This window comes from Microbacterium sp. GXF6406 (assembly GCF_054798215.1).
The window spans coordinates 1-4,815 of sequence record NZ_JBSJZH010000040.1 but is presented as its reverse complement, the minus strand read 5'-3'; the positions used below and the strand labels follow the sequence as shown (position 1 = coordinate 4,815).

Genomic DNA, 4,815 nt, shown 5'->3' with positions numbered 1-4,815 from the left:
AGCTTCGGCAGTGGTCACCCCAGCGACGTGACCGCCGTCAATATCTGCTTGCTTGACCCACATCCGCACGGACTCGATCCCGTATCCGAGCTGCAACGCCACACGCTGCACCGTCCCGTGATCGGTCCCGAGCTCTGCACGCAACGTCCGCACCATCCGGACCGCAGCAGCTTTCTCCTCTGTCGAATACCGACGCGTCGTCGGCTTCCCTGATGTCTGCTCTTTCGGCATAACCCCATCCTCGTTTCCAAGGTCAGGAGTCTCCAACAAAACCAGAGCGCTTCCTGAGGAAAAAAATTACCAACCTTCATGGAAGTAGGCAAGCAATGACTGCAGTTCTTGAACGTCCTTCGGAGTACCTCGACCTGTTCGATGAGGAACTCGATGAGATTGATGGTGGCATTACGATTGGCGCAGTGACCGCCATCGTCGGCACGGCGATCGGCACGTTTGGTGCCACGTACGCTGCGGGTCAGGTGGCGGGAGAGCGCGCGTACTACGCCGGTCTTCGCAACTCCTATTACCAGCAGATCAAGTGGCAGGTTCGCAGTGCCGTTGTCGGACTATCGAGCTCGATTGGACTGGCCGGCACGGCTCTGGGCGCGACTGTGATGCTCGGTTTCGAGAACAAGTTCTATTCGATGAGCTAAGGGAAAGGATTCTCTGGTGGCTGCCTCGATTCTCCGGGGCCGCCGCCAGATTCGCATGTCATGAAGGAACCGATCTCTCTCCAGTATCCACGGAGCTTGTCGCTTGCGTCCTCGGTTCGAGCCGAGATCCCTGCGGGACGTCTCGAGGATGTTCCAACCATCGGCTCGTCGCTCACCAGAGCGATGCGCCACGCCGGGCTCGTTCCCAGCGGGCCGCTCATTCAACACACTCACCTCACTGCCAAGGGGCCCAGGCACTTCCTGCTTCGGCAGACTCGCGAGCGCCCGACGGCCATCGCTGGATTCACGAGCAGTGAGGAGCAGGCACTGCCACTTTGCGTGTTTGCGCGTTTCGAGGGCGAGGCCGCCGACTTTGGAATCGTGTATAGCGCCATCGAGGTCTACGCCTACGAGAGGGAGATCGATCTGACGGGAGAGTTCCACCTCGTGTTCGTCGAGCAGGCCGACCTTCATGTCACGGTCGACGTTTTCGCGTCCACTCCGGCGACGCGCTCGTGAGGGTTGTCTCGCTTGACCAGCTCACGGACAGTCGGCTGCTCTACGAGAAGCGTCCGCCGGTTTTCGGGTTCCTCGTCATCGGTCTCGTCCTCGTCATCCTCGCGACGACGATTGTGTGGTCGCTCAATACTGTGCGGCCGAGCGTGGTCACCGCGGCGGGAGCGATTCAAGGGGCGGAGCATTCGCCGATAGTTAGCAGTGTGTCGGGCCGGGTGTCGGAGGTACAGGCTCCGAACGGATCGGACGTGGAGGCCGGCGTCCCCGTGCTGACGATCGAGAGTACTGACCTGGCCGTGGAGTTGCAGACCCTACAGGCGCAGCGGGACTCACTCGTCGCGCAGGCCGACCTCCAGGCGCGCTTCACCGTGGCCGTCACGAACGGTGCGAACACGTTCGACACGGGGGATCCGGCCGAGGCGCATTTCGGCTATCTGTACGAGACCCTGCAGAACAAGAAGGCTCAGTTGAGGGTCGACCGACCGAGTCTCGAAGCGCAGGGGTACTCGACCGTCGAGATCGACAACGCCATCAAGGGCAATCGTCTGGAGATGGCTGAGATCGACAAGAGCGCTCTCGTCGAATCCACGAAGCTCGAGACCGACCTGCGCACCCAGATCAACGAGATCGACATCCGCCTTCGAGGCCTCGAGACCGGACGGTCGGCATACACGGTGACCGCCGGTCAGGCGGGCGAGGTGTACCTGGACTCGCGGGTCACCCCGGGAAGCGTCATCTCGGCGGGGACGCCGATCGGCACGATCTCATCCACCGCGAACGGGATCAGCCTCGACGCCTACCTGTCCGTGCCGGACCGGCAGTTCGTCGAGATCGGCGATACCGCGCGAGTGACCGTTTCCGGGCTCCCGGCCACGGATTACGGGAGCGCCGATGGCAGGGTCGTCGCCATCGATTCCGACGTCACAACCGTCAGCGACGGGACAGGAGAATCCCCCTCCGGGACAAGCTTCTTCGTGGCGGAGATCGAACTGGAACATCCTTACATCGAGAGCCAAAGCGAAGGCAAGCACGAACTCGTCAACGGTACCGCCGTTGACGTCTCGCTCACATATAGCGAAATGACCTACTTCGACTACTTTCTCCATCTCATCGGCATCAAGTGACGCGCGTCCGACACGCGCACGGCACGAACCGACAGGATCAGCAATGCCTAGAACCTCGCACGTCCGACAGCTCGACCAGTCCGACTGCGCCGCGGCGTGCCTCGCCTCCGTCGCATCGGCCTATAGACGACGCACCTCCATCACGCAGCTCCGCGACGCGCTGGGTACGGGGATCAAGGGCACGACGATCCGGGGGCTCGTCACTGGCGCCGAGGCGCTCGGGTTCGAGACGTCCGCGGTGCGCATTGAGAAGCAGGCGCTGACGTCGAGGTTCACGCTGCCGGCGATCGCGCATCTGAGCCTCTCGGGAGGAGCTAACCATTTCGTCGTGGTGCACAAAGTGGGGCGCACGAAGATCAAAATCGGCGACCCGGCAGCCGAACGGGTGAGGTGGATATCGCACGACGCGTTCCTCCGAGACTTCTCGGGTGTCCTCGTGCTCCTCGCCCCCGGATCGCAGTTCGTGCAAGACAGCGGAGCGCAACAGGGGAACCTGGCGCGCTTCCTCCGCCTGCTCACGCCCCAGATGGGTCTGTTCGTCTGGGCGGTGCTCGCATCGCTCATCCTCACCATCCTCGGCATCGCCGGGTCGATGGTCACGAAGGTGCTCTTCGACGAGGTGGTGCCTTACAGCCTCGAGAGCCTCCTCCTGCCCGTCTTTCTCCTGTTCGCGGCCGTGTACGTCGTGCAGAACCTGCTGCAGTTCGTGCGCCAGTGGATCGTGCTGCACCTGTCGCAACGCATCGATCTGCCGCTGATTCTGGGGTTCTTCCAGCACATCTACGGCCTCCCGTTGCGCTTCTTCGCCAGCCGACCGGTGGGCGACATCCTCACCCGGTTCGGCGACGCGATGACGATCAAGAACGTCCTGACCGGGGTGGCGCTCACCGTTGTGATGGACGTGGTGATGGCGGTGATCGCCGGCGTCGTGCTGTACACGCTCGACCAGACGCTCTTCTTCGTGATCGTCGTGTTCGTGATGGTCGCCATCGCCCTGATCCTGTCGTTCCGCATCCCGTTCCGGAACGTCAACCAGAAGCAGATGGCGCAGGCGTCCGTGCTCAACTCCCGCATCATCGACGGTCTCAAGGGGGTCGAAGGGGTGAAGTTCGAGGCAAACGAGAAGCGTGAGATGGAGGGGCTCGAGCGCGAGTACGTACGAAGCCTGCGCATCTCCTTCAGGGAGGGGATGCTGGATAACGCACAATCGTCGATCATGAGCCTGGCGCAGGCGTTCGTGGGTCTGGTGCTGCTCGTGCTGGGCACCTCCCGGATCCTGGAGGGGGACATGACGATCGGCACGCTGATGGCCTTCATCGCACTGGCGAACTTTTTCGTCGATCCCGTCACCCGCCTGATCGGCCTTCAACTGAGCTGGCAGGAGGCTGCTCTCGCGCTCCGACGCGTGGGCGAAATCCTCGACTACGAACCCGAGCCCGACATGTCCGACGAGCTGCGCGGAAGCGTCGCCACGACCGGCGAGGTCACCTTCGAGGAGGTGTCGTTCGGATACTCGTTGCGAGAGCCCACGCTCCGTGACCTGTCGTTCCACGTCGCGCCGGGCGCCAAGGTCGCGTTCGTCGGGGCGAGCGGAAGCGGCAAATCCACGATCGCGCGGATGCTGCTCAAGGTGCACGATCCGGATCGCGGAGTCGTCAGCTTCGGGTCGGTGAACGTCGCCGACCTCGACCCGAAGGACATCCGTCGCGCAATCGGGTACTGCCCGCAAAACGTGCAGCTGTACGCACGAAGCTTGCTCGAGAACGTCAAGATGTCAAATCCTGACGCGAGCGACGCCGAGGCCTACGCGGCTCTCCGCAAGTGCGGAATGGCGGACGTGGTGGCGCGACTCCCGCAAAGCGCCGCAACGGTGCTCGACGAGGGCGGCATGGGACTCTCCGGAGGAGAGCGTCGACGAATCGCCCTCGCGCGAGTGCTGATGAAGCAGGCAAACCTGTACATCTTCGACGAGGTCACCAGCGACCTCGACCCAGCGAGCGAGGCCGAGGTCATGCAGGCGATCTACGACCACGTCGGAGACGCCACGGCGATCTTCATCGCGCACCGCCTCGCCACGATCTCGGGTTGCGACGCGATCTTCGTCCTCGACAACGGCCGGATCATCGAAACAGGAACCCACGACGAACTCCTTGCCCAGGACGGCGCGTACACGCGAATGTGGCGGCTGCAGAACGAACGGGTACCGGATTTCCGGAAACGCGGCTATCCCACAAGCCGACGGGTCGGGCACGATGCCGCCAACACTCGGGCGATGCAGTACCTCGATTAAGCCTGGTCGGAATCCTCTGCCAGTGAGCACCGCCCGGTCAGTCCAGGCGACCACCACGCCGGCGACGCGCTGAGGATCCTCGTACACGACGCGGTGCGGGATCGACGTCCGGACGCTTCGAGCTCGGCGCGCATGAGTCCATAGTGCTGCGCACCATGCTAGGCCGTGTTGATCAAGTCTGATTTGATCCAGATCAGCGTGGCGGCGAGGCTGACGGCGGCGCGGTAGCTGCGCA

At 63.1% G+C, this 4,815-nt stretch carries 5 protein-coding genes; 4 read left to right on the top strand and 1 reads right to left on the bottom strand.

Annotated elements, in window-relative coordinates; translation table 11 throughout:
• On the bottom strand, positions 1–231 hold a 231-nt coding region (locus tag ACWAUG_RS13365; RefSeq protein ID WP_460802250.1), incomplete at its 3' end, for a transposase.
• A gap of 95 nt (positions 232–326) precedes the next feature.
• Between ACWAUG_RS13365 and ACWAUG_RS13360 the strand changes: the two genes are divergently transcribed.
• Genes ACWAUG_RS13360 through ACWAUG_RS13345 form a run of 4 tightly spaced genes read left to right on the top strand, consistent with a single transcriptional unit; the run spans position 327 to position 4,580 of the window.
• The gene (locus ACWAUG_RS13360; protein ID WP_460802799.1) at positions 327–650 is read left to right on the top strand and encodes a hypothetical protein; all 324 of its coding nucleotides are present in this window, start codon (positions 327–329) and stop codon (positions 648–650) included.
• Positions 651–710: 60 nt separating this feature from the next.
• Positions 711–1,169 (top strand): hypothetical protein, encoded by a 459-nt coding sequence (locus ACWAUG_RS13355; RefSeq protein WP_460802798.1) that lies wholly within the window; start codon positions 711–713, stop codon positions 1,167–1,169.
• Complete coding sequence (locus tag ACWAUG_RS13350; RefSeq protein ID WP_460802797.1) at positions 1,166–2,290, top strand: HlyD family secretion protein; 1,125 nt, start codon at positions 1,166–1,168, stop codon at positions 2,288–2,290. Before ACWAUG_RS13355 ends, ACWAUG_RS13350 begins: the two co-directional genes overlap by 4 nt.
• A gap of 43 nt (positions 2,291–2,333) precedes the next feature.
• A complete protein-coding gene (locus ACWAUG_RS13345) occupies positions 2,334–4,580 on the top strand; it encodes a peptidase domain-containing ABC transporter (protein WP_460802796.1) in 2,247 nt (748 codons plus the stop codon).
• Positions 4,581–4,815: the final 235 nt, after the last annotated feature.